General features: G+C 69.1%; 22 protein-coding genes. 7 read left to right on the top strand and 15 right to left on the bottom strand.

Annotation, left to right across the window (positions count from 1 at the left end; genetic code table 11):
• Positions 1–56 precede the first annotated feature (56 nt).
• The 3 genes from ACQW02_RS24270 to ACQW02_RS24260 all read left to right on the top strand — a co-directional run bounded on the left by ACQW02_RS24270 (position 57) and on the right by ACQW02_RS24260 (position 2,869).
• A complete protein-coding gene (locus tag ACQW02_RS24270) occupies positions 57–968 on the top strand; it encodes a LysR family transcriptional regulator (protein WP_431282489.1) in 912 nt (303 codons plus the stop codon).
• A gap of 108 nt (positions 969–1,076) precedes the next feature.
• On the top strand, positions 1,077–2,045 hold the full coding sequence (locus tag ACQW02_RS24265) for a Bug family tripartite tricarboxylate transporter substrate binding protein (RefSeq protein WP_431282488.1): 969 nt from the start codon (positions 1,077–1,079) through the stop codon (positions 2,043–2,045).
• Between the two features lie 14 nt (positions 2,046–2,059).
• Positions 2,060–2,869: an amidohydrolase family protein gene (locus ACQW02_RS24260; protein ID WP_431282487.1), complete on the top strand. Its 810-nt coding sequence runs from the start codon at positions 2,060–2,062 to the stop codon at positions 2,867–2,869.
• A 56-nt stretch (positions 2,870–2,925) separates the two neighbouring features.
• On the opposite strand, the gene ACQW02_RS24255 is transcribed toward ACQW02_RS24260, so the two are convergent.
• The 6 genes from ACQW02_RS24255 to ACQW02_RS24230 form a co-directional block, all read right to left on the bottom strand.
• On the bottom strand, positions 2,926–6,216 hold the full coding sequence (locus ACQW02_RS24255; protein WP_431282486.1) for an error-prone DNA polymerase: 3,291 nt from the start codon (positions 6,214–6,216) through the stop codon (positions 2,926–2,928).
• The gene (locus tag ACQW02_RS24250; protein WP_431282485.1) at positions 6,213–7,730 is read right to left on the bottom strand and encodes a DUF6504 family protein; all 1,518 of its coding nucleotides are present in this window, start codon (positions 7,728–7,730) and stop codon (positions 6,213–6,215) included. Before ACQW02_RS24250 ends, ACQW02_RS24255 begins: the two co-directional genes overlap by 4 nt.
• Positions 7,727–8,464, bottom strand: coding sequence for an ImuA family protein (locus ACQW02_RS24245; protein WP_431282484.1), 738 nt, complete (start codon positions 8,462–8,464; stop codon positions 7,727–7,729). Before ACQW02_RS24245 ends, ACQW02_RS24250 begins: the two co-directional genes overlap by 4 nt.
• 252 nt (positions 8,465–8,716) lie before the next feature.
• Positions 8,717–9,694, bottom strand: a complete 978-nt coding sequence (locus tag ACQW02_RS24240) for a Bug family tripartite tricarboxylate transporter substrate binding protein (protein WP_431282483.1) — start codon at positions 9,692–9,694, stop codon at positions 8,717–8,719.
• Positions 9,695–9,726: 32 nt separating this feature from the next.
• Positions 9,727–10,389 (bottom strand): HD domain-containing protein, encoded by a 663-nt coding sequence (locus ACQW02_RS24235; RefSeq protein ID WP_431282482.1) that lies wholly within the window; start codon positions 10,387–10,389, stop codon positions 9,727–9,729.
• Positions 10,390–10,397: 8 nt separating this feature from the next.
• A complete protein-coding gene (locus ACQW02_RS24230; RefSeq protein WP_431282481.1) occupies positions 10,398–11,372 on the bottom strand; it encodes a Bug family tripartite tricarboxylate transporter substrate binding protein in 975 nt (324 codons plus the stop codon).
• Positions 11,373–11,478: 106 nt separating this feature from the next.
• Between ACQW02_RS24230 and ACQW02_RS24225 the strand changes: the two genes are divergently transcribed.
• Positions 11,479–12,402 carry a LysR family transcriptional regulator gene (locus ACQW02_RS24225; RefSeq protein ID WP_431282480.1) on the top strand — a complete coding sequence of 308 codons (924 nt, stop codon included), beginning with the start codon at positions 11,479–11,481 and terminating at the stop codon, positions 12,400–12,402.
• 37 nt (positions 12,403–12,439) lie between these two features.
• Here the strand turns inward: ACQW02_RS24225 and ACQW02_RS24220 are convergent, their stop codons facing one another.
• Positions 12,440–13,657 (bottom strand): FAD-dependent oxidoreductase, encoded by a 1,218-nt coding sequence (locus ACQW02_RS24220; protein WP_431282479.1) that lies wholly within the window; start codon positions 13,655–13,657, stop codon positions 12,440–12,442.
• A 95-nt stretch (positions 13,658–13,752) separates the two neighbouring features.
• Here ACQW02_RS24220 and ACQW02_RS24215 point away from each other — a divergent pair, with 95 nt between their 5' ends.
• Positions 13,753–14,700 carry a LysR family transcriptional regulator gene (locus tag ACQW02_RS24215; protein WP_431282478.1) on the top strand — a complete coding sequence of 316 codons (948 nt, stop codon included), beginning with the start codon at positions 13,753–13,755 and terminating at the stop codon, positions 14,698–14,700.
• 15 nt (positions 14,701–14,715) lie between these two features.
• On the opposite strand, the gene ACQW02_RS24210 is transcribed toward ACQW02_RS24215, so the two are convergent.
• Positions 14,716–15,828 (bottom strand): ABC transporter substrate-binding protein, encoded by a 1,113-nt coding sequence (locus tag ACQW02_RS24210; protein WP_431282477.1) that lies wholly within the window; start codon positions 15,826–15,828, stop codon positions 14,716–14,718.
• A 307-nt stretch (positions 15,829–16,135) separates the two neighbouring features.
• Here ACQW02_RS24210 and ACQW02_RS24205 point away from each other — a divergent pair, with 307 nt between their 5' ends.
• On the top strand, positions 16,136–16,921 hold the full coding sequence (locus tag ACQW02_RS24205) for an ABC transporter ATP-binding protein (protein WP_431282476.1): 786 nt from the start codon (positions 16,136–16,138) through the stop codon (positions 16,919–16,921).
• Positions 16,918–17,700: an ABC transporter permease gene (locus ACQW02_RS24200; protein WP_431282475.1), complete on the top strand. Its 783-nt coding sequence runs from the start codon at positions 16,918–16,920 to the stop codon at positions 17,698–17,700. The genes ACQW02_RS24205 and ACQW02_RS24200 overlap by 4 nt, the downstream gene beginning before the upstream one ends.
• A gap of 123 nt (positions 17,701–17,823) precedes the next feature.
• On the opposite strand, the gene ACQW02_RS24195 is transcribed toward ACQW02_RS24200, so the two are convergent.
• The 7 genes from ACQW02_RS24195 to galU all read right to left on the bottom strand — a co-directional run bounded on the left by ACQW02_RS24195 (position 17,824) and on the right by galU (position 24,524).
• Positions 17,824–18,906, bottom strand: a complete 1,083-nt coding sequence (locus ACQW02_RS24195) for a LacI family DNA-binding transcriptional regulator (protein ID WP_431282474.1) — start codon at positions 18,904–18,906, stop codon at positions 17,824–17,826.
• Positions 18,907–18,971: 65 nt separating this feature from the next.
• Positions 18,972–19,736: an SDR family NAD(P)-dependent oxidoreductase gene (locus ACQW02_RS24190; RefSeq protein ID WP_431282473.1), complete on the bottom strand. Its 765-nt coding sequence runs from the start codon at positions 19,734–19,736 to the stop codon at positions 18,972–18,974.
• A gap of 6 nt (positions 19,737–19,742) precedes the next feature.
• Complete coding sequence (gene hisD, locus ACQW02_RS24185) at positions 19,743–21,050, bottom strand: histidinol dehydrogenase (protein WP_431282472.1); 1,308 nt, start codon at positions 21,048–21,050, stop codon at positions 19,743–19,745.
• Between the two features lie 260 nt (positions 21,051–21,310).
• Entirely contained in the window at positions 21,311–21,862 is a 552-nt protein-coding gene (locus tag ACQW02_RS24180) for a GNAT family N-acetyltransferase (protein WP_431282471.1), read from the bottom strand.
• A complete protein-coding gene (locus ACQW02_RS24175; protein ID WP_431282470.1) occupies positions 21,859–22,212 on the bottom strand; it encodes a gamma-glutamylcyclotransferase family protein in 354 nt (117 codons plus the stop codon). The genes ACQW02_RS24180 and ACQW02_RS24175 overlap by 4 nt, the downstream gene beginning before the upstream one ends.
• A complete protein-coding gene (gene pgmG / locus ACQW02_RS24170; RefSeq protein WP_431282469.1) occupies positions 22,213–23,628 on the bottom strand; it encodes a phosphoglucomutase/phosphomannomutase PgmG in 1,416 nt (471 codons plus the stop codon). It abuts the gene before it with no gap.
• Between the two features lie 23 nt (positions 23,629–23,651).
• A complete protein-coding gene (gene galU, locus ACQW02_RS24165) occupies positions 23,652–24,524 on the bottom strand; it encodes a UTP--glucose-1-phosphate uridylyltransferase GalU (RefSeq protein ID WP_431282468.1) in 873 nt (290 codons plus the stop codon).
• Positions 24,525–24,529: the final 5 nt, after the last annotated feature.

The following is a 24,529-nucleotide window of genomic DNA, read 5'->3' as shown; positions in this document are numbered from 1 at the left end:
GCGCGCGCGCCAAATCGGATGAAATTGATGCAGCCAGCGTATTAGGGAGAGCGGTATTGGACGTTTCGGTGATCGCAGGCTTCATCGCCGTGGTCGAGGGCGGCAGCGTGCATGCGGCCGCCCGGCAGTTGCGCATCTCCCAACCCACGCTGTCGCGGCGGCTGCAACGGCTGGAGGCCGAATTGGGCTTTCGCCTCTTCATCCGCACCGGCCGGCGGCTGGTCCTGACCGAGGCCGGCATACGCCTGCTGCCGGAGTTGCGGGAGCATCTGGAGGGGCTCCAACAGGCCTTCGTGAAGGCGCGGGAGGAGATGTTCTACGGCCTGCCGACCACGACGCTCTGCTGCCTGCCCAGCGTCGCCACCACGGCGTTGCCCGCGGTGCTGAAGACCTATCTGCGCCGGCGCCCGCAGGCCAGGCTGCGGCTACTGGACCTGTCCGCCATCGAGATCACCCGCCTTGTCGCGGCCGGCAGTGCCGATTTCGGCGTGAATATCCTGGGCGACGAAACCCCTGGCCTGGTGCAGGAGGTGATCGGCGAGGACCGCATGGTCCTGGTGACCTCCCTGACCCACCCTCTGGCCGAACGCACGACGTTGCCCTGGAGCGCCCTGGAAGGCACACCCCTGATCGCCATCGGCACCATGTCGGGCAATCGTCGCATGCTGGACAGCGTGCGGGCCCGCATCGGCGTCGGGCTGAACTGGCAGCACGAGGTGCAGCACATCGCGACGGCCGTGCAGCTTGCGGCGGATGACGTGGCGCCGACGATCGTGCCGCAGCTGGCCGTGGTGGGGCGGCGGGAAGGCGTGCGCTGTATCCCCCTGGTGGACCCCCCGCTGATGCGTCGCATCGGCATCCAGCGCCGCCAGGGTGAAGCCTTGTCCGCCGAGGCCGAGGCGCTGCGCCGGGCCGTGCTGACCGGGTTGCGGCGGCTGCTCGCAGGTGCTGCCACGGCGGCCGGCTGATGACCAAGGCGCATCAATATAGCCAAAAAGAAGGGGGCTACGCCACGCGGCCGTTGTGCCACCCTCCGGGCCAATGATTGGCGTCGCCAAAAAATGGGGGAAACGAAAATGACCGGTCACGCGAAGCTGCCGCTGTCCCGGCGCGCCTTGCTCGGTGCCACCGCGCTGCTGACGACGGCGGCCGACGAGCCCTATCCCAATCGCCCTGTGCGGATCCTGCTGGGCCTCAGTGCGGGCGGGCTGGCCGATATCTCCGCACGGATTGTCGCGCAGTCCCTGACGGAGAAACTGGGCGCGCCCTTTGTCGTCGAGAACCGGCCGAGCGCGGGCGGCATCGTCGCGGCCCAGGCCGCCGCCCGATCCGCGCCGGATGGCCATACGCTGATCTTCCTGTCCTCCACCGCCGCCATCAGCAAGGCGCTGTTCCGGTCCCTGCCCTACGACCCGATCGAGGATTTCACGCCGATCATCTCGGTCATCCATTTCGACCTGGTGCTGATGACCAGCCCGACCTCGGCGATCCGCAGCGTCGCCGACCTGCGTGCGCCGCGCGCACGGCCGCTCACCTTGGGCACGCATCCGAACGGCACCACGCAATACCTGTTGGCGGAGATGCTCCGTCTGCAAATGGATCTGCCGATCACCCTGGTGCCCTATCGCAGCACACCAGAATTGTTCACCGCGTTGCAGCGTGGCGATGTGGACGTGACGATCGACGGCTATGCGGCGCTCAGCGGCCAGTTCGCCGCCGGGGCGGTGCGGCCCCTCGCCTCCTCCGGTCGGCAGCGTTCGGCGTTGCTGCCGGATGTCCCGACCTTCGCCGAGGTGGGCGTGCCGAATTGCGAGTTGTTGGGCTGGAACGCGCTTTTCGCGCCGGCGCGCACGCCGCAATCCATCGTGAACACGCTGCATCGGGAGGTGCTGGCCACGCTGCGTCAGCCGACGACGCTGACGCGCATTCGCGAACTGGGCGTGGAGGTCGGTGCGCTGGGGCCCGAGGATCTTGCGGCGCGGCTGCGCGACGATATCGCGACCTATAATTCCGTCATCGACCGATCCGGGATGGAGCGGCTGTAGCGGGGGCCGGGCGCATGACCGCGGAAGCACCGCTCGTCGATTCCCATTTCCACGTCTACACGCAAGCGCTTCCGCTCAGCGCCACGGCCTGGCATCGCCCGACCGAGGATGCCGCGACGGAGACACTGATCGAGACACTGGACGCGCATGGCGTATCCTTCGGGGTCATCTCCGCGGCCAGCCTGTATGGCGACTACAATGACTACAGCCTGCGTGCGCTGAAGCAGCACCGCCGGCTGCGCGCGACGGCGATCGTCGATCCGGAGATCAGCCTGCATGAACTGGAATTGCTGGACGCCGCCGGCTTCGTCGGCATCCGTTTCCAGTTCCGCCGCGTGCCGACATTGCCCGACCTGGGCGGCCCGACCTATCGCAAGTTGCTGCACCGCATCGCCGACCTTGGCTGGCACGTGCATGTGAATTGCGAGGGCGAGCGCCTGGCGCCCTTGCTGCAGGCTGTGGAGGCCACCGGCGCGCGGCTGGTGGTGGATCATTTCGGCCATCCGACGCCAGGCCTCGGCACGCGCTGCCCCGGTTTCCAGGCGGTGCTGGCGGCGGTGGAGCGTGGTCGCACCTGGGTGAAGCTGTCGGCGGGCTATCGTCAGCATGACCAGGCCCTGCTGCCCGACCTGGCGTCGCAACTGGTGCGGGTCGGCGGCGGGGAACGGCTGCTCTGGGGCAGCGACTGGCCCTTCGCCGGTTTCGAGGACCGCATCCGTTATCAGGACACCGTGGAGGCGCTGGCGGAATGGGTGCCGGATGCCGCAGTGCGGCGCCGTATCCTGGGCGAGACGCCGCTGCGCCTCTACTTCGCCCGCCTGTAGGGCCGCAGGTCCAGGCGGCGCGTCGAATGGGGTTGGCGCTGCCCAGGATACCCTCGCTACCGAAAGTCCCGGCTTCCCGGCAGCCCAGCTTTCGGCTTGCGAACCGCCTGGTTCGCATGCGCCACCTCGTCGGCCCGGCCGAGATTGCGTTCCGCCCAGGCCGTATCGCTTTCCGCCTCAGGCAGCAGCAGGCCGTCCAGCAGGTCCGACCAGTCGGTGAGGGCGCGGATGATCAGATGCGTGATCGGCACCTCGGTGTGTTCGGCCACGCGTTCCACGCGACCTTCCGCCAGCAGCAGCCGTCCGGCGACCAACGCGGCGCGGCAGCGCGCCGCGATATCCGGATAGACGACCAGATTGCCGACACCATGCTCGTCCTCCACCGTCAGGAACACCACCCCCTTGGCCGAGCTTGGCCGCTGGCGCATCAGCACCAGCCCCGGCAGGCGGATGGTCGAGCCCTGGCGCGCCTGCCGCAAGCCGCGCGTATCGGCGCAGCGCCGCGCGGTGAGTTGCGGGCGCAGCAGGGCAAGCGGATGCCGCCGCAGCGTCAGGCCGGTGGCGCGGTAATCCTCCACCACCGTCTCGCCTTCGGTGGGTGGCAGCAGGGCCACCTGCGGTTCCGGCACCAGCGCGGTTTCGTCGGCCAGGGGATCGGTGGCCGCGGCAAACAATGGCAGATCGCGCGGCCCGCCGGGGATGCCGCGCGCCTCCCACGCCGCATGGCGCCGCCCGGCGCCGAGCCCGGCGAAGGCATCGGCCGCGGCCAGTGCATCGAGCGCCTGCGATCCCGCCCCGGCGCGCCAGGCGAGTTCCTCGACGGAGGTGAAGGGCGCCCCGTTGCGGGCCTCGCGCGCCGCGGCGATGCGCGCGCCATCCTCCGCCGCCAGCCCGGTCACCAGCCGCAGCCCAAGCCGCAGCGCCAGCCCATTGGCACTGTCCGGTTGCGGCTCCAGCGTGCAGTCCCAGGCGCTGGCGTTCACGTCGATGGCGCGGATCGCCACACCATGCTCCCGCGCGTCGCGCACGATCTGCGCCGGCGCGTAAAAACCCATCGGCTGGCTGTTGAGCAGCGCGCAGGCAAAGGCCGCGGGGTGGTGCCACTTCACCCAGGAGGAGGCATAGACCAGATGCGCGAAACTGGCCGCGTGGCTTTCCGGGAAGCCATAGCTGCCGAAGCCTTCGATCTGGGTGAAGACACGCTCGGCGAAGTCGCGCACATAGCCGCGCCGGACCATGCCGGAGACCAGCTTGTCGCGGTATTGCTCGACCTGGCCACGCGCCTTGAAGGTCGCCATGGCGCGGCGCAGCTTGTCCGCCTCATCCGGGGTGAAGCCCGCGGCGACGATGGCGATGCGCATCACCTGCTCCTGGAACAGCGGCACGCCCAGCGTCTTGCCAAGCACCTGCTCCAGCTCGTTCGGCGGCCCGTAGTCCGATGACGGCGATGGATAGACCACCTTGTCCGCACCCGATTTCCGCCGCAGATACGGATGCACCATGTCGCCGGCGATCGGGCCGGGGCGGACGATGGCGACCTCGATCACCAGGTCGTAGAACTTATCCGGCCGCAGCCGCGGCAGCATGTTCATCTGCGCCCGGCTTTCCACCTGGAACACGCCGACCGAATCCGCCCGGCGCAGCATCGCGTAGGTTTCCGGGCATTCCTTCGGGAGGCTGGCCAGATCGAGATCGACACGCGCGTGCTGGCGCAGCAGGTCGAAGCCGCGACGCAGGCAGGACAGCATGCCGAGCCCCAGCACATCCACCTTGAGGATGCCCAGCGCCTCGATATCGTCCTTGTCCCATTCGAGGACGGTGCGGTCCTCCATCGCGGCATTGGCGACCACCGCCAGTTCGACCAAAGGCCCGCGGGTGATCACGAAGCCGCCCACATGGGTCGCCGCATGGCGCGGGAAATCCTGCAACTCCTCCGCCAGCTCCACGGCCATCGCGAGGCGCGGGTCGCCGGTGTCCAACCCCTCCTCCGCCGCGAGTTCGGAAAGTTCCCTCTCGCGCCCCGGCCCCCAACTGGCCTTGGCGAGGCGGGCGGTGACGTCGGTGGTGAGGCCCATGGCGCGGCCCACCTCGCGGATCGCGCTGCGCGCGCGGAAACGGATGATGGTGGCGCAGATCGCCGCACGGTCGCGGCCATAGCGCTGGTAGAGGTGCTGGATCACCTCCTCCCGCCGCTCATGCTCGAAATCGATGTCGATGTCGGGCGGTTCGCCGCGGCTGGCGGAGATGAAGCGCTCGAACAGCAGGTTGTGCTGGGACGGATCGACGGCGGTGATGCCGAGCACGAAGCACACCGCGGAATTGGCCGCCGAGCCGCGGCCCTGGCACAGGATCGGCGGCTGCTGCGCGCGGGCGAAGCGGACGATCTCGTGCACCGTCAGGAAATAGGGCGCGTAGCCGAGCTGCCCGATCAGCCGCAGTTCATGCGCGATGCCCTCGCGCACCGCCGCCGAAGCGCCGTCCGGCCAGCGTGTTTCCAACGCCGCGGTGACTCGCGCCTCCAGCGTCTGCTGCGCGGTGCGGCCTTCCTCCAGGATTTCGTCCGGATATTCGTAGCGCAACTGGCCGAGCGAGAAGCCGCCGGTCGCCGCCAGCACGCGCAGCGTATTGGTCAGCGCCTCCGGATGGCGGGCGAACAGGCGCGCCATCTCGGCCGGCGGCTTCAGGTGCCGCTCGGCATTTGGCTCCGCGTCATGGCCCAGCGCATCGACGGTGCGGCCGAGCCGGATCGCGCTCAGCACATCGGCAAGCCGCCGGCGCGCGGCGTGGTGGTAGCGAATATCCCCGATGGCGAGCAGCCCCGGGCCGATGGTGGCCAGCCGGTCGAGCCGCATCTGGTCATCGCCACGATGGGTGCAGGACGCCACCAGCAGCAGCGGCAAGGCCAGCCGTCCCCGCAACGCCCTGGCATCGGCGCGCAACCGTTCCGCAAAGCCATCGTCCGGATCGCCGGGCGGGATGGCGGCCAGCACCCAGCCGGTGGCGGCGGCGTGCATCGCCGCCCGGCCGATCCGGCATTCGCCCTTCGGCGCCGCCATCCGGGCCTGCGACAGCAGCGCGGTCAGTCGTCCATAGTTGGCGCGGTCGGTGGGCCAGGCCAGCCAGGCGCTGCCATCGTCCAGCACCAGCCGGCAACCGACCCGGAACGGCAGCCCCGCCTGTTGCGCCGCGACATGGCCGCGCACCACGCCCGCCAGGGAATTGGTATCGCAGATCCCGATCCCGGCCAGGCCCAGCGCCCGCGCCGTTTCCACCAGTTCATGCGGGTGCGAGGCGCCATCGAGGAAGGAGAAGTTCGAGCGTGCCGCCAACTCCGCATAGCCGGTCACGGCAGATGCCCGTGCAACAGCCAGCAGGCCGCCCCGGGCGACCCGGCGCGATAGACCCATAGCCGGGCGCCGGAGGCCAGTTCCACCTGGTGATAGTCGCGGGACGGCGGCAGCCTGGGGCCACGCCACCACGCGGGTTCCAGCCGCCGCGGCCCCTCGGCGCGCAGCACGCGCTGCGCGGTGCCGCGCCAGCGCAGCAGCGCGGGCGGGCCATCCGGCAAGGGCGCCACAACCTCGATAGGCTGCGGCCGGCGCAGCAGCAGCACCGGCGCGGCCGAAGCGGCCCAGCCCGCGGGCATGGCGGGCATGGCATCATGCGGGTCCAGCGGGGCGACCATATGCTCCGGCCAATGGCTGGCCAGGGGGGCCACGCGCTGCACCCGCACGCGCTGGCGCAGCCGGTCGAGCAACTGTGCCAGGACCTGCGCCGCGCCGTCATCGCGCCGGCCGCCGATGGCGAGCGCGGCCTGCAGGCCGGTCGCCATGGGATCGGTGGCGCGGGCCTCCAGCGCCATGCGTTCGAAGCCAAGGCCGGGTTCCAGCCGCTCCAGCCGATCGCGGAACAGGTGGCGCAGATGCGCCGGCGCGCGCGTCGGCTGGCCGGTGCCGATCGCCAGTTCCTGCACCATGCCATCCACCCGCCAGGCCAGCAGCACCACCTGCCGCGCCCCGCGCCCTGCTTCGCGCAGCTTGATGCACAAGGCTTCCAGCAGCCGGTCGAGCACCGCGTCGATGCCGGGGCGGGTGACGATCGGCTCCACGAAATCCCGCGCCACGACGAGGCCGGGCGGTGCCTGGACAGGGCGGATGGCCTCGCGCCGCTGCCCCGTGACGGCGTCGAGCCGGTGCAGCAGATCGGCCCCGAAGCGCCGTGCAAGGGGCGCGCGTGGCAATGCCAGCAGATCCCCGACGCTGCGCAGGCCGAAACGCATAAGCCGCAGCAGCAAGCCCGGTTCCAGCCGCAGCGCGAGGCCGAGCGGCAGCGGCCCGACCCGCGACGCCTCGGCCCCGCTTGCCACGATCGGGCCGTCGCATGTGCCCCGGGCCAGGGCGCCGGCGGTGGCCGCGGCGCCGGCCACCGCGCCACGCACGGCGAACCCCGCGCGCCGCAGCCGTGCCAGCGCGTCGTGCAGCAGGGGCGCCTCGCCACCCAGCAGATGGGCGCAGCCGGTCATGTCGAGCAGCAACCCATCCGGCTGGTCGGCCGCGGCGAGCGGGGTGTAGCGCCGCGCCCATAGCGCCAGGCTTTCCAGCATGCGCGCATCGCCGGCCGGATCGGCGGGACGGAGAATGAGTGCCGGCACGATGGCCTGAGCATCGGCCAGCGCCTGGCCAGCCCGCAGGCCGAGACCCGCCGCGGCATGGTCCACCGCCGCCAGCGCCCGCCGCGGTCCCTCGCTGGCCCAGGTGGCGAGAGGCAGGCCAGGCGGCAGATCAGGCTCCGCACGCCGGAGGCGGTCCGTGGCGAGGTCTGGCAAGTGCAGGGCCAGGAAGCGGCGGGCGTCGGGGATCATGCCGCTGCATCCCGCTCCATCCGCCCGGCCGCGGCACGCCAGGTCACCGCCCAGGGACCACCGGGCCTGCCGCCGCGCAGGCGCAGCAGCTCCAACTGCCAGCACGGGTCACCCATCCCGTGCCCGGCCCCGGCGGCATTCAGCGCGGAAATGCGCCACCGGCTGGCCGCGGCGCTGGGCGGCGGGTTGGCCATGTCAGGCCGCAGCAGCAGCCCGATGCCGCCGCCCGCCTCCGCCGCGAGTTGCAGCCGGCGGCTGGCGGTCAGGTCGAGTGCGGCCGCGGCCGGATCGGCGTGCCAGTCCGGTGCCAGCAGGGCGCCGGCGACGGCGGGGCAGCCCAGCGCCTCCTCCATCGCCCAGAGTGCGTCGGACCAGCGTTCGGCACGCAGCAGAATCAGCTTGGCGGGCAGCAGGCCGAAACGGGCGAGGCCCGGAGGCCAGGCGGTCAGCGCATCCGTGCCGGCCCCGATCCAGAGGACGGTGCCCCCGCTGCGGGCCAGCAGGACGGCCGCGAAAGCGGCGCCACAGCCGGGTTCGGCGGCCAGGATCTCGTGCAAGGTCGCGCGGGCGAGACCGCCGCCCGGCAGCCCGAGGCCGTCGCAGACGGGAATGGCGGCGGTGTCATGGGCGGCACGCCCGGCGCCCTCCAGCCGGATGACCCGCGCGCGCAGGGCGGCAAGCAGGGCAGGCTGGTCGATGGAAGGCCGATCCGGGACGGGCTGGGTTTTGGGCAAGGCCTTTGGCTACCGTGCCTGTTGCAGGCGGAACCGCCTCGACGAGAAGACCCGGGGCGCAAAGGGATCGGGTTCGGACATGGGCGGAGACTGGCCCAAAGATGGGAACAAATCAAGAACTCAACCGATCTCCGCCCAGGCCTCGTGGTGCCTCTGGAAAGCTTCAAATCCTCGGAAAAGGCGTCATGGGGTGAGGGTGCGTGACGCCTTCGGGCTGCCCATCAGCCCACGCCCCCGGGATCCGCCAGGCACTTATTGCCGCTCGATCCCGCCAGCCAGGGCCACGCTACGCCAGCGTTCCGTCTCCTCCGTGATCAGGCTTTGGAAGGCGGCGGGATCGAGGCCGCCGGGCTCCGAGCCGATGGAGGTGAGGAAGGCCTTCATGTCCTCCGTCGCCAGCGCCTTGCGCATCTCCGCATGCAGCCGCGTGATGATCGCATCCGGCGTGCCGCGCGGCGCCGCCAGGCCGTACCAACTGACCACGCCAAAGCCAGGAAGCCCGGCCTCGGCGAAGGTCGGCGTCCCTGGCAGCGCCGCGACGCGGCCGCCGCCGCTGATCGCGAGGGGGCGGATCTGCCCGCCCTGCAGGCTGCCCAAAGCCGATCCGATGGAGACGATCACCGCATCCACCGTGCCGGACAACACCGCCGTCACGGCCTCGTTGGCGCCGCGGAAGGGCACGTGGAACAGCTTGACGCCGGCGGCCTGCTCGAAGGCCAGCGTGGCGAAATGCGGCGCGCTGCCGTTGCCGCCGGTGCCGTAGCTGATCTTCTCCGGCGTCGCCTTCGCCGCGGCGATGAAGGCGGCAAGGTCGCGGTGCGGCGCATTGGCGGAAACGCCGAGGAACAGCGGCGAGATCGCCGAAAGCGAGATCGGCCGGAAGGCCGTCGCCTGGTCGAAGGGCAGCCGGCTGAACAGGTAGGGCAGGGTCGAGAAGGAATTGTCGATCGCCAGCAGCGTGTGCCCGTCGGGCGCCGCGCGCGCGACCTCGGCCGCGCCGATGGAGCCGGTGGCGCCCGGCCGGTTCTCGACCACGAAAGGCTGGCCGAGTTGTTCCGACAGTTTCGCGCACATCCGGCGTGCAACGACATCCACGCCGCCGCCCGGCGACCAGCAGACCACCACGCGCACCGGGCGCGACGGCCAGGCGGGCTGCGCCGACACGGGGCGGACCAGGGCCGGCAGCGCCAGGCCGGCCAGCGCGGCCCGGCGACCGAGTTGCTTTGTCATTGTTGTCGTTCCTCCCCGTTGGTTTTGGCGCGTCAGTCGCGCAGCGCGCGTGGCACGATCTTGCGCGCGGCCAGGATGGGATCGCTGCTCGGATCCAACAGCCCGCAGCCGCCGGCGATCGACCACCAGAGGTGATCCGCCCGCTGCACGATCAGGCATTCCAGGCCGCGGATCAGGTGCTCGCCCTCCATGGAATGGGCCAGGGCGATATGCGCGATCGATTCCGGCAGCCCCACGGCGATGCAGATATGCGCGCCATAGACGGGATGCCGCAGCGACGGCGAACCATTCGCCGAAGGGTCGGTGGTCCAGCGCGCGCGGTTCGCCGGCTCGAACTCCCAAGCCTTGCCGACGTCGTGCAGCAGGCCGCCGGCCAGCACGATGTCGCGGTCGATCCGCACTTCCGGGTAGCTGGTGATGAAGTCGTCGGCGATGGCGAGCGCGATTCGCGTCACGCCACGCAGATGCGCCGCCTGGTTGCCGCGCTTCAGGGTGAACATGCCCGGATTGGCTTCGCCCGGCAGGTCGGTGATGCGGCCAAAGCTCGTCTCCGACAGCGCCAGGCACCAGGCGTCGATGCATTTGCGCCGCAGTTCCTCGTGCTGGATGTCTGCCAGTTCCGGCAGGTCCTCCAGCACGGAGGCACGCATTTCCGGGGTCACGTCGCGCCGGGGGCGACTGTCGAGAAATTCCATGTCGGTGCCTATTCGAGGGTGATGCCGAGGTCGCGGGTGACGCTTCCCCATTTGTCGATCTCGGCGCCGATGAAGGCGGCGTAGTCGTCCGGGCTGCCGTTGGCGGCGACGTAGCCGCTGCCGGCGAAACGCTCGCGCAATTGCGGCTCGCGCAGGGCCTCGGTGATCGCGGCATGCAGCCGGGCCACGACATCCGGCGGCGTGCCGGCGGGGGCGGAAATGCCGACCCAGCCCACGGCGGCGAAGCCGGGGACACCGGCCTCGGCCAGCGTCGGTGCGTCGGGGTAGAGGCTGCTGCGTTCGCTGCTGGTCACCGCAAGGACGCGCAGCGTGCCGGCGCGGACATGTGGCAGCGGGATGTCCACATTGATGATCAGCACGGGCACCTGCCCCGCCAGCACATCGGTGATCGCGGGCGCCGCGCCGCGATAGGGCACGTGCAGCAATTCGATCCCCGCCGCGCGTTGCAGCATGGCCATGGCGAGATGGCCCGACGAACCGCTGCCGGGACTGGCATAGCCGATCTGGTTGGGGCGTTCCCGCGCCATGTTCACCAGATCGGCAAAGCTGCGGGCCGGGAAGTTGGCGGTGACCACCAGCGCGTTCGGCATCGAGGCAAGCTGCGCGACATGGACGAAGCTGCTGCGCGAGTCATACGGCATCCGCGCGTAGAGGCCGTGGTTCATCGCGTTCTGGCCGTTGCCGGACGCCAGCAAGGTATAGCCATCCGGCGCCGCCCGGGCGACCGCCGCCGCACCGATGTTGCCATTCGCGCCGGGCCGGTTTTCCACAACAAAAGGCTGGCCCAGGCTGCGGCTCAACTGCTGCGCGACAAGCCGGGTGATGACGTCGTTGCTGCCGCCCGGCGGGAAGGGCACGACGATCGTCACGGGGCGGTCCGGCCAGGCAGCGGCGGCCGCGAAGGGCCGGCCGGCAGCCGCCATGGCCAGCGCGCCGAGCGCATGGCGTCGTGTCAGTCGCATCGCAGTTTCCTCACCCATCGGGCTCGTTCGGCCCGTCCCGGCAATTTGCCGCGACCGCATCAATGTGTGCAAATGCCGATATGATCAGAGTTCATGTTGCCTGGTTATGATCTTCGACCTGCGTGAGATGGCGGTCTTCCGGCACGTCATGGAACTCGGCAGCGTCACGGCCGCCGCCGCCGCGCTGAACATCTCGCAACCCGCGGTCAGCCGGACCTTGCAACAGGCCGAGCGCCGCCTGGGCTTCCCGCTCTTCGTTCGGCAGAAGAAGCGCCTGCTGCCGACGGCCGAGGCCCAGGCCATGTTCCCCGAACTTCTGGGCGCCTTTTCCGCGATCGAACTGGTGCAGCGCCTGGCCGGCGACCTACGCGCCGGGCGCGCGGGCATCCTGGCCATCGCCACGCTGTCGTCCCTGGCCAATGTGCTGCTGCCGGAGGCGATCCACCGCTTCCGCCAGCAGCGGCCGGACGCGTCCGTCGCGCTGGACACCTACAGCGCGCATGAGGTGATCGAATTGGTGGCGGGGCACCGCGCCGACCTCGGCGTGGTCATCGGCCCCGTCGGTCATGCCGGGCTGCTGGTTGGCGACCTCTGCGCCACGGAAGTCGCCTGCGTGATGCCGCATGGCCACCCGCTGACGGCATTGGCGGAAATCGGCCCAAAAGATCTTGAGGACCTGCCGCTGATCTGCCCCAGCCGTCACCTGGTCCTGGGCGAGGCGATCAAGCGGGCCTTCGCCGAGGCGAATGTGCCGTTCCGCCCCGCGGTCGAAGTGTCGCAGCAAAGCTCGGCTGGTGCATTGTTGCGGGCCGGTGCCGGGGTGGCGCTGATAGATGGCTTCGGGCTGATGGGCGCGCAACTGCACGACCTGCCGGTGCGACCTTTTCGGCCGGCCATCCAAAGCACCGCGCGACTGCTGCGCGCCCGGCTGCGGCCGATGTCACGGCTGGCGCAGGATTTCGTTGCCGTGCTGCGGCAGGTCGCGGTCGAGGAGGTGGCGCGCCGGCCAATGGCGGTCCGACCGGGGTGACAATTCCATGAGGGTTGTGGGCGGTCGGTCGCCGGCGTCACCCCGCGCCGAGGGCCGCCGACTGCGCCACGCTGTCGAGCATCGTGCTCTCCTTCAGGAAAGCCATCCTGCGCGCCGTATCGGTCCCCATCGCACGTAGCGCGGCGTTGCGGGCTTTCCGCGCCTCCGCATCGCGCAGTTCCAGCCTGGCCTTGATAAGCTGCGGCTGCTTCTGGAGGATCGCCTCGGCCAGCACGCGGCGCTGCCGGTCGTAGCGGTCGAGCGGGGTCGTATCGGCCGGCTCGGCATAGACCCGAGCGAGTTGCTCGGCGAGAAAAACAGCATCCTGGATGCCGAAATTCATCCCCAGCGCGCCGGTCGGCCCGTTCACATGCGCAGCGTCGCCAGCCAACAACACGCGTCCGAGCCGGAAAGTCCCGGCGACGCGCTGATGCACGCCATACAGGTTCGCGTGGAACACCGTCGCCCGGGCGCCCTCAGGCAGCAGGATGGCGAGCCTTTCGCTGCAACGGTCGAAGTTCCGCGCCTCATCCTCGGATAGGTTGGACATGGCGGGCATGGAGATCCGCCAGAATGGTTCCGCCCCCCCGTTCGGCGTGCGGAACAGCGTCGCCCATTGGTCGGGGTCGGCGAAATGGCAGGCGTCAGCATAGCCGTGCTGACCAAACGGATATTCGGTGGTCACCACGACAAAAAGTTCGGACAGGCTGTAGCCCTCGAACGAGATGCCGAGCGACTTGCGGATCGTGCTGCGGCCGCCATCGGCGCCGATCAGGAAGCGGCCCGTTTCCTCGCGCGTGCCGCCGGGCCCATCGACGGTGGCAACGACGCCGTCCTCGTCCTGCCGCAGCGCGGTGACGCGGCTGTTGAAGGCTACCTCGACCCCATGCGTCTTCAGCGCCTGCTGGATGATGCCGCAGAGGCGGTGCTGCTCCAGTTGCAGCCGGAACGGATGCCGCGTGAGCCCGGCGAGTTCGCCGAGTTCCAGCTTGATGATCGGCCCATCCATCCGGTCCCAGAACTGCCAGCAATCGACCCGATACCCCTGCGCCATCATCGGCACCTCAAGCCCCAGCTCCTCCAGCATGTCGAGCGTCGAGGGATGGGTGGAGGAGGCGCGCGGATCGGCGGCGAAGTCGGGCCCAGCCTCAAGCACGCGCACGGGGATGCCACGGCGGGCAAGCGAGAGAGCCGCGGTCATGCCGACCGGGCCTCCGCCGACGATCAGGGTTTGATCGGAACGGGTCGGGGCCACGCAGCCCTCCTTATCATGTGGGTCGTAGATCCTGGCGCGGTGAAGGTGCCGCGGGCATGCTGCCCGGCGTTCCTGTCTGCCAGGGTGGAGAAAGCATGAGCCTTGGTCTGATTCCGCAGATCAGCAACACGGCCGCGTTGCGCTATTTCTACGAGGTCGCGCAGCATGGCTCGTTCCGTGCCGCGAGCGAGAAGATCGACATCGCCGCCAGCGCCATACACCGCCAGATCCACTTGCTGGAGACGGAACTGGGCGCCGAACTGTTCGAGCGCGGCCGCGGTCGCGCCGGCTGTAGGCTGACGACGGCGGGTGAGGCGCTGATGTATCGCCTGCGCCTCGCCATGCGCGAACTCGCCACGGCGCGCGCGGAGATCGACGCATTGCAGGGGTTGCATCGCGGACGCATCGCGCTGGGCGTCAACGATACGTTGGGGCGAGAGTTCGCTGTCGATTTCATGGCCGAATTCTGCGCCACGCATCCCGGCGTGACCTTCGACGTGCGGACCGCCAATTCGCCCCAGTTGCTGGAGCTGCTGCTCCGGGACGAGGTCGATATCATCATCGCCTCCGGCCTGACGCCGCGACGGGAGTTGGAGGTCCTGGCTTCCAGCGCCACGCGCATTTTCGTCATGCTGCGCGACGACCATCCGCTCGCGCATGCAGCCTCCATCGACTTGCCCTGGCTGGCGGAGCAGCGGCTGATGCTGCCCGATGCCGATATCGGGCTGCGCCAGGTCGTCGACGGCATGCTGGCCCGCGCGGGGCTGGTATCTGCGCCGGTGGTGACCACCAATTCGTTTGAGTTGATGGGCGACATGGTGCGCGCTGGTATCGGCATCGGACTACAGGCGCGGCTTTCCGCCGGCGCGGATCGCCTCCGCGCGGGGCTGCGCTATGTGCCCCTGCTCGGGGCACCTCCACGAGCCTCGGTGATCGCCTGCGCGATCCGCACGGGCCGAAGCCCATCCGCCGCCATGACCGAATGCCTGCGCCGCGCCACGCTGGCCCTGTCGGCCTGGTTCGACAGCGCACGCGAAGGCTAGCGGCGGATGCATCGGTCAGACCGAGAAATAGGCTTTGAAAGGCGCCAGCCGGGCGTCGATCGCAGTCCACTCGGCATCGCTGTAGGTGACGCCGCCGACGAAGCGATTGGTCATCAACGTCTCGATCGGTGGGCGCGGCGTATTGGTGCGGGTGACGAATTGCTGCGTCAGGTCCCACATGCGCAGGTACTTGTCCGCCTGCATCCAGCCGACGCCCTGGGCCTTCACCTCCGGCACCAGGTTCATGGTCTGGGTGATGCCCAGGCTGAGCGTCACCTGTTCCTTCGCCCGCGGGTTCAGCGCCATCTCCGGCACTTCGCGCAGGAAGATCTCGATGGATTCGTCGAAGTTCAGGGCGGCGAACTTGGTCGCCTCCATCATGCCTTGCACCACGGCCTGGACCAGGCCGGGGTCGCGCGCGATGACCTCCGGCGTCGCCACCATCGTCTGGCCGAGCAGTTGGTCGAGCCCGGTATCGGCGTAGAGCATGACGCGCAATTTTTCGCCGCGCGGCACCAGTTGCGACAGCATGGTGGAGCCGACGCCGGTGATGGCATCGACCTGGCGCTGCAGCAGCGCAGTCTCACGCACGCGGGCATCGAGCTGCACGAGTTCGACCTTCGTCATGTCCACGCCAGCCGCGGCGGCATACGCGGGCAGATAGGGAAATTCCGAAGAGGTCGGCGCGCCGCCGAGCTTGCGCCCTTCCAGGTCCTTCGGCCGGCGGATCGGCGAACCGTCCAGCACCCCGATACCCATCGTCGTCTTGTAGTCGCACTGGCCGATGGCGATCAGCTTCAGGTCGCGCGCCGCCATCACCGGCAGGGTGGAGGCATTGATGAAGCCGATGTCGAACTGACCGGTGGCGATGGCCTGGGCGGCGTTGTTGGAGCCGGTGCCGGTGGACATTTCCACGTCCAGTCCAAGCCGCCGCCAGTAGCCGCGATTGCGCGCGACATAGGCCTGCAGGTTGGAGCCCTCCGGCACCCAGGGAATGGCGAAGCGGACCTTGCGAAGGCTCTGTCCGAAGACGCGCTTCGGCTGCCAGGCAGCGGCACTGGCGCCGAGAACACCGGCGAGCGCCGCACGGCGGGTCGGCGCGGCCGATACGGCGAGATCCTGCGGCATCTTTACAAGCTCCGGCGATGGCCGCGGCATTGCGGCAAGGAGGCGCATGCAGCAATCGGCATGCCAACTATTCGACGCGGTGTATACCACTATGCGCGGTGTTTCGCGAAGCCTTATTGCTTCGGACCTGCGTGCAATCCGCCCGAAATGCAGGCAGTATTATGTGTTCTATTTTTTCGAACGAATTATATTGATTATTATGTCGATATCTCGCTTGTGTTTATTCGCGACCTTGCGGATATCCATGCTTCGACTTTTGCCGCCGGACAGATCATGACGCCCCAGACCCGAAGGTGCCGCACCTGCCATGGCTGATCCGCTGCTCAGGCTCAGCAACCTGCGGAAAATCTACGACGCCGCCGCGGGCCCGGTCGAGGCGTTGCAGCATGTCTCCCTGGACATCGCGCAGGGCGAGTTCGTCTCCGTCCTCGGACCCAGCGGCTGCGGCAAGAGCACCCTGCTGATGCTCATCGCCGGACTCGAGACCCCGAGCGCTGGCGAGGTGGTGCTGAACGGCACGCGCGTCGTCGCCCCGCGACGTGAGAGTGCCGTCGTCTTCCAGGACGCGACGCTGCTGCCGTGGAAATCGGCGATGGCCAACGTGCTCTACCCCGCGGAGATCCTTGGCCTACCCATCCCGGCCTATCGCGCCCGCGCTTCCGTCCTGCTGGACCAGGTCGGCCTGCAAGGCTTCCATGACCGCCGCCCCGCCCAATTGTCGGGCGGCATGCGCCAGCGCGTCGCGCTCTGCCGTGCCTTGGCGCAGGACCCGGCCTTGCTGCTGATGGACGAACCGTTCTCCGCGCTCGACGCCATCACGCGCGACGAGATGAACATGCTGATGTTGCGCCTGTGGGATAGCGAGCCGCACCGCACAGCGGTCTTCGTCACCCATTCCATCCGCGAGGCAGCACTGTTGTCGGACCGCGTCATCGTCATGCGGCGGCGCCCCTGCACGGTGATCGCTGACCTGCGCATGCCCTTCGCACGACCACGCCGCGCCGAACTGGTCGATACGCCGGAGTTCACCGCGATCTGCGCCGATCTGCGCCGCCTGATCGAGGCCAGCATGCAGCCGCTGGTGACGGCATGACCCGCCCGGCCACCACATCCCTGCTGCGCCGGCTCGTCTGGCTTCGCGGGGTGCTGTTGCCGATCGCGACTGCGCTGCTGTGTCTGCTCGCCTGGCACCTGGTGGTCGCTTACGGGAATATTCCGCCGGTCATCTTGCCGCCGCCAAAGGCGGTCTGGCTGATCCTGTCGAACAACATGCCGCTGCTGCTGCAGCACGCCTGGCCGACCTTCGTCGAATCCTTGCTGGGCTTCGCGATCGCTACGGCGCTGGGCATCGTGCTGGCCGTCGCGATCACCTATTCGCGCCTGCTGCGGGAGGCGATCTACCCGCACCTGGTGATCTTCCAACTGATCCCGAAGGTCGCCCTGGCCCCGCTCTTCATCGTCTGGCTGGGCATCGGCGCACCGTCACGCCTCGCCTTCGCGACCTTCATCAGTTTCTTCCCCCTGGTCGTCGCGACGTCGCAGGGGCTGTCGGAAGTCCCATCGGACATGCTGCGCCTTGCCAATTCGCTGTCGGCGACGCGCTGGCAGGTCTTCCGCACCATTCGCTTTCCCTATGCGCTGCCGCACATCTTCGCGGGCATGAAGATCGCCGTGACCATGTCGATGATCGGCGTGATCGTCGGCGAGTTCATCACGGCGCAGCGGGGCCTCGGCTACCTGATCCTTTTTGCCGGGGCACAGGCGGAGACCGCCTTGATCCTGGCTGCCGTCGCGCTGCTCTGCGCTATCGGGCTGGCACAATTCGCGATGGTTGCGCTGCTGGAGCGTGTCGTGCGTCGCATCTACGGCTAGTGCCGCCGATGGCGAGGCGATAGATGGGCCCAGCCTAAAGGACAGCAGGTGCCGCCCTGTCTCAAAGTCCTCCATCGGGTCGGCCGCATTCGTCATGCCCCGCTCCGATAGCGACCTCCGACGTCACCTGCCTCCGTTTTCAGGGCTGAAAGCCTCGAGATCACTCTGCGCCGCATTGCGGCCGCTGGGGCTACCAGCCGGGGCGGCGTCGCCGCGCCATACCCGGCGCCCCTCGCACGCGACGATGTCGCGCGGCACGCGCGCCGAGCCGCGCACGACAAGCTCGCCCGGCACCACCACGTGCTGCGCCGGCGCCGCGGAATCCGCCAGCCGCGCCTCCAGCAGCGCCACCGCCGCCTCCACCATCGGCCCGACCGGCTGCGAGTAGGTCGTGAGGTCGTAGCCAGCCCAATGCGCCGGGCCGACGTCGTCGAAGCCGATGATCGACACATCCTCCGGCACCCGCAGCCCATGCCGGCGCCGCGCCGCGTCCATCACGGCAAAAGCCATGTGGTCATTGGCGCAGAACACCGCGTCCGGCCGCTGCGGGCGCGCGAAAAGCGCATCCGCCGCCCGACCCGCCTGCTCGAAGTCATAGTCCCCTTCGACACGCTCGATCCGCGTGACGCCATGCGCCGCCAACCCCTCGCGGAAGCCGCGCTCGCGGTCACGCCCGGTCGAGGAATCGGCAAGCCCGGCGACGAAGGCAAAGTGCTCATGCCCGCCCGCCACCAGGAATTCCGCGACGCGGCGCCCGCCCGCCAGGTTGTCGCCGGTGACGCTCTCGATCCCCGCGCCGCGCGTGGTGCGGTTGAACAGCACCACCGGCACGCCGTTGGCGCAGCATTCCGCCGCGAGCCGCGAGGAGAGCGTGGCGGAGAGCAGCACCAGCGCGTCCACCTGGTAGTGCAGGACCTCCTCAAGCTGGGGGTCGGCGTCGCCACGCTGCGGCGCGATGAAGAGCAACAGGTGGTAGCCCCGGGCCTGGAGCCGCTCCGACAGCACTTCCAGCACCTCCGAGTAGAACTGGTTCCGGAGGTAGCCGACCGCGACGCCGACGATGCGCGAGCGGCGCGTGATCAGTGAACGCGCGATCAGGTTCGGCCGGTAGCCCAGCACCCGCGCCGCCTCCAGCACCTTCTCGCGCATCGCCGGCGCGACGCTCGCGCCCGGCGTGAAGGTCCGCGAGACCGCCGACTGCGACACGCCCGCGAGCCGCGCCACCTCATGGGCATTGACCGGCCGCCCAGGTGGCCTAGGCGGCCGCGCGCTCATTCGGCGGTCCAGCCCCCGTCCACCAGCAGCGCGCTGCCCGTCACCAGCGCCGCGGCGTCGGAGGCGAGATAGACGATCGCGCCGGTCACATCCTCCACCCGGCCGAGCCGGCCGAGCTTGATCTTGGACAGCACCTGTTCGCGGAAACCCGCATCGGCGAGGAAGGGCCGGGTCATCGGCGTCTCGATGAAGGTCGGGCAGACCGTGTTCACGCGGATCCCGGCCGACCCAAGCTCGACCGCCAGGGCCTTGGTCAGCCCCTCGATCGCCCATTTCGAGGCGCAGTAGATCGAGCGCCTGGCCGCGCCGACATGACCCATCTGGGAGGAGATATTGACGATGGAACCCGGCCGCCCCGCGCCGAGCAGCCGCCCCGCCACCGCCTGCGCCAGGAAGAAGGCGGCGCGGAGGTTGAGGCCCATCACCACGTCGAAATCCTCGGCCGTCACCTCCGTAAAAGGCTTCGGCCGGTTCGTGCCGGCGTTGTTCACCAGCACGTCGAACGGCGCCGCCGCGGCGACGGCGCCCGCCGCCGCATCGATGTCCGTCACGTCGAGGACCAGCGCCTCCGCCGCCCATCCACGGGCGCGGATCGCCGCTGCCGCCGCCTCGATCTCCCCGGCCGAGCGCGCGGCGAGGGTCACATGCGCGCCCGCCTCCGCGAGCGCCGCCGCGGCGGCAAGCCCGATCCCGCGCCCCGCGCCCGTGACCAGGGCGCGCCTGCCGTCGAGCCGGAAGGAGGGTCCGGCGGGAAGCTCCACGGCCGGCTACTCCGCCGCCTGGCCGTAGGGCACGTTGCGCCCGCCGTAGCGACGGACGCGCACGTTCGCCTGCTCGGCGTGGCCGACGAAGCCCTCCAGCATGCAGAGCCGCGAGCAGACTTCGCCGATCCGCGCCGAGGCCGCGTCGGTCAGCACGCGCTGGTAGGTCACGGTCTTGAGGAACTTGCCGACCCAGAGCCCGCCCGTGTAGCGCGCGGCCTTGCCCGTGGGCAGCGTGTGGTTGGTGCCGATCACCTTGTCGCCATAGGCGACGTTGGTGCGCGGGCCGAGGAACAGCGCGCCGTAATTGGTCATGTTGGCGAGGAAGTAATCGGGATCGCGCGTCATGACCTGCACGTGTTCGGAGGAAATGCGGTCGGCCTCGCGCACCATCTCCTCCTCGGAATCGCAGAGGATGACCTGGCCAAAATCCTCCCAGGCCTTTCGGGCGATGCCGGCGGTGGGCAGGATGCCGAGCAGGCGCTCAATCTCCCGCATCGTCTCGCGCGCGAGCTTTTCCGACGTGGTCAGCAGGATCGAGGGGGAGTTCGGGCCGTGCTCGGCCTGGCCCAGCAGGTCGGTGGCGCAGATCTCGGCGTCCACCGTCTCATCGGCGATGACGAGCGTCTCCGTCGGGCCGGCGAGAAGGTCGATGCCGACGCGGCCGAAGAGCTGGCGCTTGGCCTCGGCGACATAGGCATTGCCCGGACCGACCAGCATGTCCACCGGCGCGATCGTCTGGGTGCCGAGTGCCATGGCGGCCATCGCCTGCACGCCGCCCAGGCAGTAGATTTCATCCGCGCCGGCCAGGTGCTGCGCGGCGACGATCGCCGGCGCCGGCTTTCCCTCGAAGGGCGGCGCGCAGGTCACGATCCGCGCGCAGCCGGCGACCTTCGCCGTCAGCACCGACATATGCGCCGAGGCGAGCAGCGGATACTTGCCCCCCGGCACGTAGCAGCCGACCGCATTGACCGGGATGTTCTTGTGCCCGAGCACGACGCCGGGCAGCGTCTCCACCTCGACATCGCGCAGCGCGTCGCGCTGGACCTGGGCGAAGTTGCGCACCTGATCCTGCGCGAAGCGGATGTCCTCAAGGTCGCGGGTGGAGAGCTGCGAAAGGCAGTCGCGGATTTCGGCGTCGGTCAGGCGGTAGTCCGCGCGGTCCCAACGGTCGAAGCGGACGGAGAGCTCGCGCACGGCGGCGTCGCCGCGCTTTGCGACATCAGCGAGGATTCCCTCGACTGTCGTGCGAACCTGGGCCTCGTCGTTCGCCGCGGCCTGGGCGTCGCGGCCCCGCTTCAAGTGGTAAATCATTGCTCTCTCCCTGCATACGTATGCAAAAGGTGTTTCAAGTCGCAACCACTGTCAAGGGTAATCCCAACCTGCATGTGTCTAACGGCCCGCCGAACTGGGCGGGGGCGCTGATCTTGGCCAGAAGGGACCGCACGGCCCGCGGGTCGAGCGCAATCTCCTGGAGGCCCATCTGTTGGATCTTCGCGGGGCGCCGCAGGTTGTTGTCCTGTTCCTTCCACCTGCTGGAGAAGACTGCACCATCAAAATCCGGGACCAAACAGCTAGGAAAACACCCGCGCGACCCAGTCGGCTCGTGAAAGCCGGTACAGCAGATGCGGCCGCAGCGGGTGGTCCGGCGGCAGGCGTGGATGGTCGAAGCCGCCATCGGCGACCATGCCGAGGCGGCGCATCAGCGCGACGGAGCGGGTATTCGCCGGCACGGTGAAGGCCACGATCTCCGGCAGCCGCAACTGCCCAAAACCGGTGGCCAGCGCCAGGCGGGCGGCTTCCTCGGCCAGGCCCTGGCCTTGGAAGGCCGGTGCCAGGCGCCAGCCGATTTCGACCGCCGGGGTGAAATGGGCGTCCCAGGGAATATGCGCCAGGCCGCAGAGCCCCGCGAGCGCGCCCGATCGCCGATCGAACACCCCCCAGAACCCAAAGCCGTGTTCCGCGAAATGTGCCGCGATCCGGTCCTGGAAGGCATCGCTTTCGGCGCGGGTCATGGCGCTGGCAAAATGGCGCATCACCGCCGGATCGGCGTTGATCGCGGCAAAGGCGGGGCGATCGCCCTCGGCCAAGGGGGCCAGGGTGACGCGGGGACCTTCGAGGATCATGCGGCAGGCTTCCAGGTTTTTGCCGGATCGGCGTGGCGCCGGGCGACCATCCAGGCGCGCGCCCTGACGGGGCCGCGCGGCGTGGTCACGCGCAACGGGTGCAGGCGATAGGCGGGGCCTTCATAGACCGCCAGCCGCCGCAGCGCGGCGGGCGTGGGGCGCACCAGGCGGCCCGCGACCCGCCCCACCCCCGGCAGCAGGGTCGGGTAGGGCGTGCCGCGAAACGCCACGCGGCGCATGCCATCGACCCAGGCGGGGCGGGCGCGCGACGGCAGCCGGGGATCGCCGCTTTTCGCCGCCAGCACCGCCGCATCCAGCAGCGTGCCGTAGACGAAGAGCGGCCAGCCCACTTAGTGCCCGGCGTTCTCGCCCGAAAAATCGGGCGCGGTCAGCCCGCTGGCGACGACCTGGGCGGCGATCTGCGCCTTCAGCCGTTCCAGCCCGGCCTCGGTCGAGGCTTCGGCACGCGCCACCAGCACCGCCTGGGTGTTGGAGGCACGCAGCAGCCACCAGCCATCGTCGGACAGCACGCGCACGCCATCGACATCGTTGACCTTGGCACCCTCGGCGGCCAGGCGCGCCTTCACCTCCGCCACCACGTCGAACTTGCGTTCGTCGGGGCAGTTGAAGCGCAGTTCGGGGGTGTTCAGCAGCACCGGGAAGGCGTGGCGCACATCCGAAAGTTTGCCGGTCATGCGCGCGACGATGCCGAGCAGGCGGATGGCGGAATAGGGCGCGTCGTCAAAGCCGTACCACTTGTCGGCGAAGAAGACGTGGCCCGACATTTCGCCGGCCAGGGGGGCGCCGGTTTCAGCCATCTTGGCCTTGATCAGCGAATGCCCGGTCTTCCACATCAGCGGCTGGCCGCCGGCCTTGGCGACTTCATCGAAGAGCAACTGGCTGGCCTTCACATCGGCGATGATGGTGGCGCCGGGGTGATCGCGCAGCACGTCGCGCGCCAGCACGACCAGCAGCTGGTCGCCGAAGAACATCACGCCCTCATTGTCCACGATGCCGATGCGGTCGGCGTCGCCGTCGAAGGCGATGCCCAGGTCGGCGCCGTGTTCGTGGACCTGGGCGATCATCTGCTCCAGGTTCTTCAGCACGGTCGGGTCGGGGTGGTGGTTCGGGAAATTGCCGTCGATTTCGCCATTGATGACGATGTGTTCGCCCGGCAAATGCTTGACCATCATGCGGGTGATTTCGGCGCCCGAGCCATTGCCCGGATCCCAGACCACCTTCAGCTTCCGCTCGCCGCCGTCGTAATCCTTCAACATGCGGTGCATGTAGTCCTGGCGCAGATCGACGCTCGTCTGGCTGCCCGGCTGGTCCGGCGTCACGACATCGCCGGTCGCGGCCATGCGGCCGAGGTCCTGGATCTGCGTGCCGAAGAAGGGCTTCTTGCCCAGCATCATCTTGCAGCCATTGTAGTTCGGCGGGTTGTGGCTGCCGGTGATCATCGCGGCGCCATCGGCACCGAAGTGATACAGGCCATAATACAGCATCGGCGTCGGGCCGCAGCCGACGCTGGTGACCTTCATCCCGCTGGCCATCAGCCCTTCGATCAGCGCCGCCTCCAGCATCGGCGACGACAAGCGCCCGTCACGCCCGGTCACGACATGGCTGCCGCCATTGCGCGCCACGATCGTGCCGAAGGCGCGGCCGATCGCAAACGTGTCCTCGGCCGAAAGCGTTTGGCCGACGATGCCGCGGATGTCGTATTCGCGCAGGGATGTCGGGTGGAAGTCGTGGCGAAAGCTGGTCATGCCGGAGGAGTCCTCAAGGGGAATCAGGTATAGGTCTTCAGGAAGCCGCGGACGGCATCCGCCATCTCGGGCCGCTTCAGGGCGAAGGCGATCTGTGCTTCCAGATAGCCGATCTTGTCGCCGCAATCGAACCGCCGGCCCTCATACAGCACGCCATGGAAGGGCTGGGCGCCGATCAGCTTGGCCATGCTGTCGGTCAGTTGGATTTCATTGCCCGCGCCGCGTTCCATCCGCGACAGGTGGCCGATCACCTCCGGCATCAGCACATAGCGGCCGATGACGGTGATGTTCGATGGGGCTTCCTCGACCTTGGGCTTTTCGACCAGGCCCTTGATTTCCACCAGGTTGCCGGTGGTGGCGCCGGGGGCGATGACGCCGTAGCGGTTGACGATCTCGCGCGGCACTTCCTCGACCGCCACGACATTGCCGCCGGTCGCGTAATAGGCGTCGGCGAGTTGCTTGGTGCAGGACACGTCGCATTGCATCAAGTCGTCGGGCAACAGGATCGCAAAAGGTTCATCGCCGATGAAGGACCTGGCGCACCAGATCGCGTGGCCGAGGCCGAGCGGCACCTGCTGGCGGGTGGAGACGATGGCCCCCGGCGGCAGCGCCTGGGCGTGCAACATCTCCAATTCCTTGGTCTTGTTGCGTTCGCGCAGCACGTGTTCCAGCTCGTAGGCGACGTCGAACTGATCCACCAGCATGGTCTTGCCGCGGCCGGTGACGAAGCAGAACTGTTCGATCCCGGCGGCGCGGGCTTCCTCAACCGCGTATTGGATCAAGGGCTTGTCCACCACCGGCAGCATTTCCTTGGCCATCTGCTTGGTGGCGGGAAGGAAACGGGTGCCGAGGCCGGCCACGGGGAACACGGCTTTCCTGAGCGGCTTGATCGACACGGCAA

The sequence above is a fragment of the Humitalea sp. 24SJ18S-53 genome, from assembly GCF_050632385.1.
Classification (GTDB): Bacteria; Pseudomonadota; Alphaproteobacteria; order Acetobacterales; family Acetobacteraceae; genus Humitalea.
The sequence above is the reverse complement of the archived record's forward strand: the minus strand, read 5'-3'. Positions and strand labels throughout refer to the sequence as shown.

Coding starts and splice junctions, on each gene's coding strand:
- ACQW02_RS24265 (WP_431282488.1), top strand. CDS start 1,077: ATGACCGGTCACGCGAAGCTGCCGCTGTCCCGGCGCGCCTTGCTCGGT.
- ACQW02_RS24200 (WP_431282475.1), top strand. CDS start 16,918: ATGACCCGCCCGGCCACCACATCCCTGCTGCGCCGGCTCGTCTGGCTT.
- ACQW02_RS24260 (WP_431282487.1), top strand. CDS start 2,060: ATGACCGCGGAAGCACCGCTCGTCGATTCCCATTTCCACGTCTACACG.
- ACQW02_RS24210 (WP_431282477.1), bottom strand. CDS start 15,828: ATGCCGCAGGATCTCGCCGTATCGGCCGCGCCGACCCGCCGTGCGGCG.
- ACQW02_RS24205 (WP_431282476.1), top strand. CDS start 16,136: ATGGCTGATCCGCTGCTCAGGCTCAGCAACCTGCGGAAAATCTACGAC.
- hisD (WP_431282472.1), bottom strand. CDS start 21,050: ATGATTTACCACTTGAAGCGGGGCCGCGACGCCCAGGCCGCGGCGAAC.
- ACQW02_RS24235 (WP_431282482.1), bottom strand. CDS start 10,389: ATGGAATTTCTCGACAGTCGCCCCCGGCGCGACGTGACCCCGGAAATG.
- ACQW02_RS24225 (WP_431282480.1), top strand. CDS start 11,479: ATGATCTTCGACCTGCGTGAGATGGCGGTCTTCCGGCACGTCATGGAA.
- pgmG (WP_431282469.1), bottom strand. CDS start 23,628: ATGACCAGCTTTCGCCACGACTTCCACCCGACATCCCTGCGCGAATAC.
- ACQW02_RS24240 (WP_431282483.1), bottom strand. CDS start 9,694: ATGACAAAGCAACTCGGTCGCCGGGCCGCGCTGGCCGGCCTGGCGCTG.
- ACQW02_RS24180 (WP_431282471.1), bottom strand. CDS start 21,862: ATGATCCTCGAAGGTCCCCGCGTCACCCTGGCCCCCTTGGCCGAGGGC.
- ACQW02_RS24250 (WP_431282485.1), bottom strand. CDS start 7,730: ATGATCCCCGACGCCCGCCGCTTCCTGGCCCTGCACTTGCCAGACCTC.
- ACQW02_RS24215 (WP_431282478.1), top strand. CDS start 13,753: ATGAGCCTTGGTCTGATTCCGCAGATCAGCAACACGGCCGCGTTGCGC.
- ACQW02_RS24230 (WP_431282481.1), bottom strand. CDS start 11,372: ATGCGACTGACACGACGCCATGCGCTCGGCGCGCTGGCCATGGCGGCT.